The organism is Dokdonella sp. (assembly GCF_035703485.1).
In the GTDB taxonomy this organism is placed as follows: Bacteria; Pseudomonadota; Gammaproteobacteria; order Xanthomonadales; family Rhodanobacteraceae; genus Dokdonella.
In genome coordinates this window covers 1-3,477 of sequence record NZ_DASSYD010000091.1, presented here as the reverse complement: position 1 = coordinate 3,477, position 3,477 = coordinate 1, and the positions used below count along the sequence as shown (strand labels likewise).

Annotated in this window: 2 protein-coding genes; both read right to left on the bottom strand. The window is 63.2% G+C overall.

Annotation, left to right across the window (positions count from 1 at the left end; translation table 11 throughout):
* Positions 1–183: 183 nt before the first annotated feature.
* Complete coding sequence (locus VFN25_RS06805; RefSeq protein WP_414648883.1) at positions 184–1,470, bottom strand: tetratricopeptide repeat protein; 1,287 nt, start codon at positions 1,468–1,470, stop codon at positions 184–186.
* Positions 1,471–1,626: 156 nt separating this feature from the next.
* Positions 1,627–3,477, bottom strand: a 1,851-nt coding sequence (locus tag VFN25_RS06800) for a DNA gyrase subunit B (RefSeq protein WP_325140163.1), incomplete at its 5' end; no start/stop codon positions are given.

Sequence of the window (3,477 nt, the reverse complement as noted above, 5' to 3'; positions counted from 1 at the left end):
AAGAGAACGTTGCCGCAGGGCTTGGCCCGGATCCGTCTGATGCCTGGACGGAGCCGGAGAGAACTTGCCACTGGGGAGACGCAGGGGAAGGTTTCAACGTTACAACAGCACATGGCGTTTGTATAGCGCTGCGGGGCGGATGGACAGCCATTCCATCCCGCAGCTGGCCATGCGATTTGCCGCTCAGCCGGCGCCGGCCTTCTGCAACCAGGCCTTGGCCTTCGCGGCGGTTTCCGGATCCTGCGCGGCCTTCTTCATGGCGGCAACGGCGGCAGGCTTGTTCTTCATGCCACGCTCGCACTCGGCCAGGATCATGTAGGCCTTGCCCTTCTCCTTGACGCCCTTGTCGAGGGCGGTCTGGACCAGGGTCTTGGCCTGCTTGTACTTGCTTTCGCTGAGCATCAGGCGGCTCGCTCGAAGCGCCGGTTCGCCGTCGCTGGCGAGCGGCTGAGCCTTCGTGTAGTAGCCGACGGCCTTGTCGGTCTTGTTGCCGATCTCGGCAGCCTGTCCCAGCAGCACATAGGTCTCTGCCGTCGGCTTGACCACGCCCTTACTCATGCCCTCTTCCAGGACCTGGGTGGCCTTGGCGGCATTGGGGGCCGGATCGGCGCTTTCCTGGCCGGTGATCAGGTACAGCTTGGCCAGGTTCACGTAATGTGATTCCTTGGTCAGCGTACCGGCTGCACGAGCCTTCTCCATCAGCTGGATCGCTTCAGGGTACTTGTGCGCCTGCATCAGCACGGCCACGGCGTTGTTCAGCGCATTGGGATCGTCCGGATTCGAATTGAGCTGACTGGTGGCCAGTGCGGCCGCCTTGTCGTCCTGGCCGGATTCGGCGTAGCTGGCCATCAGGATCTGGTCCCAGCTCGGCTCAGCCTTGGTGGTCAGCGACTTGGCCTTGGTGATCGCGGCGATTGCCTCTGGATACTTGGCGAGGCGGTAATACGCGTTGCCCTCGAGCGCGTAGGAGTCGGCGGTTTCCTTCTTGCCTTCGGCGCGCCATTTCGCGACGGTGTCAAGCGCAGCCTGGTACTGCTCGTCGGCCAACTGGAACTGGGCAAGCATGTACTGCAGCTGGAAGTAGGTGTCGTTCGGAATCACGCCGATGGCCAACGAGCGCTGCAGCAGGCTGATTGCTCCCTTGACGTCACCATCGTTGTAAGCAAGGTTGGCCAGCCCCTGGAGAGCCAGCGCCTGCGCATACTTGCTCTTGCTGCCATCGACGATCGGCTGCAGGACCTGCTGGGCCTTGACCTTGTCTCCCGCGTTGACCGCGTCCAGGCCTTCGTTGAGGTTCTTCTGGTCCTTTTCGCTGGTCAGGTCGAGTTTCGGCTCCGTCCGGCTGGCGTTGGGATAAAGCACTTCCTTCTTCGGCGTGTCTTCATGCTTGCGCGCCAGAACCGGGCTGCTGGCAAGGCCGAGCAACAATGCCGCACTCGCCAGCATGGTCAATCCACGGACATGCTTCATGGTGATCCTCGTTTTGTCTGCGCGTATCGATCGAGTGACGCGGGGGAACTGTGGAGATTAACCCGAGCCGGCGTGCGATAACAAGCTGCAACGCCGCATGGAAGCTCGTTGAAAATCAATCACTTGGCGACGACTGATGCATACTCGGGCGAATGGTCAGATGTCGAGATTGGCCACCTTCAGCGCGTTGGCCTCGATGAACTCGCGACGCGGCTCCACGGCTTCGCCCATCAGCATCGAGAACATCTGGTCGGCGGCGATCGCATCCTCGATGCCCACCTGCAGCATGCGCCGGGTTTCCGGATTCACGGTGGTGTCCCACAGCTGTTCGGGGTTCATTTCGCCCAGACCCTTGAAGCGCTGGATGCTGCGGCCCTTCTTGGCCTCGTCCAGCAGCCAGTTGCGTGCTTCCAGGAAGCTCAGCACGCCGCGCGAGGCGTTGCCACGGCGCACCACGGCATCGGGCTGGATCATGCCGGCGATCTGCTGACTCATCGCCAGGATGGGCCGGAATTCGTTGCTGCTGAAGAACGGCTGCGGCAACAGCCAGGTGTGGGTCAACCCGTGCTGCTCCCTGACCACCTCGATCGCGACCACCTGTTCGCCCTGCGCCGGGCGCAACGCCATGCGGTAGTGCGGTTTGCCCAGGCCACTGGCGGCCAGCCGTCCGGCGGCGCCATCAAGCCATGCCTGCATGGCGGCTTCATCGGCCCAAAGCTCGGCATGGATCGGGGGATGTTCCAGCAGCGCATTGAACACTGCGGCGTCGAAGCGATGCGCCAGCTTGGCGATCTGATCCAGCGCGTGCTGGTAACCGCGCAACAGCTTTTCCAGGGCCTCGCCGGTGATCGGCGGCGCGTCCGGGCTGTAGGTCAGCGAAGCGTTGTCGACCGCGCTGGAGATCAGGTAGTCGTTCAGCGCCGCGTCGTCCTTGATGTACAGCTCCTGCTTGCCCTGCTTCACCTTGTACAGCGGCGGCAGGCCGATGTAGACGTGGCCGCGCTCAATCAGCTCCGGCATCTGGCGGTAGAAGAAGGTCAGCAGCAAGGTGCGGATGTGCGAACCGTCGACGTCGGCGTCGGTCATCAGGATGATGCGGTGGTAGCGCAGCTTGTCCGGGTTGTAGTCGTCCTTGCCGATGCCCGTGCCCAATGCGGTGATCAGGGTGCCGACTTCGGCGGAGGACAGCATCTTGTCGAAACGCGCCTTCTCGACGTTGAGGATCTTGCCTTTCAGCGGCAGCACGGCCTGGGTCTTGCGGTTGCGGCCCTGCTTCGCCGAGCCGCCGGCGGAGTCGCCCTCGACCAGGAACAGTTCGCACAGCGCCGGGTCCTTTTCCTGACAGTCGGCCAGCTTGCCGGGCAGGCCGGCGATGTCCAGCGCGCCCTTGCGGCGAGTCATCTCACGCGCTTTGCGGGCGGCTTCGCGGGCGCGGGCGGCGTCGACCACCTTGGACGCGATCGCCTTCGCCTCGTTCGGGTGCTCCAGCAGGAATTCGCTGAGCTTCTCGTTGACCGCCTGCTCCACCGCGGTTTTCACCTCAGAGGAAACCAGTTTGTCCTTGGTTTGCGAGGAAAACTTCGGGTCGGGCACTTTCACCGACAGCACCGCAATCATCCCTTCGCGCATGTCGTCGCCGGTAGGCGCGACCTTGGCGTGTTTGGCCAGGCCCTCCTTCTCGATGTAGTTCTGCAGCGAGCGGGTCAGCGCAGCGCGGAAACCGGTGAGGTGGGTGCCGCCGTCACGCTGGGGAATATTGTTGGTGAAGCAGAACATCGTCTCCTGGTAGGAGTCGGTCCACTGCATCGCGAGGTCGACGACGATACCGTCCTGCTCGGAGAGGAGGCTGATCACGTTCGGGTGCAGTGCGGTCTTCAACTGCGCCAGGTGCTGCACGAACGAGCGGATGCCGCCCTCGTACGCGAAGGTGTCCGATCGCCCTTCCCCGCGTTCATCCTTCAGCTCGATCGTCACGCCCGAGTTGAGGAAGGCCAGTTCGCGCAGGCG

What these genes read in the sequence shown, in the direction of transcription:
- VFN25_RS06805 (WP_414648883.1), bottom strand. Translation starts at nt 1,470, where the DNA reads ATGAAGCATGTCCGTGGATTGACCATGCTGGCGAGTGCGGCATTGTTG.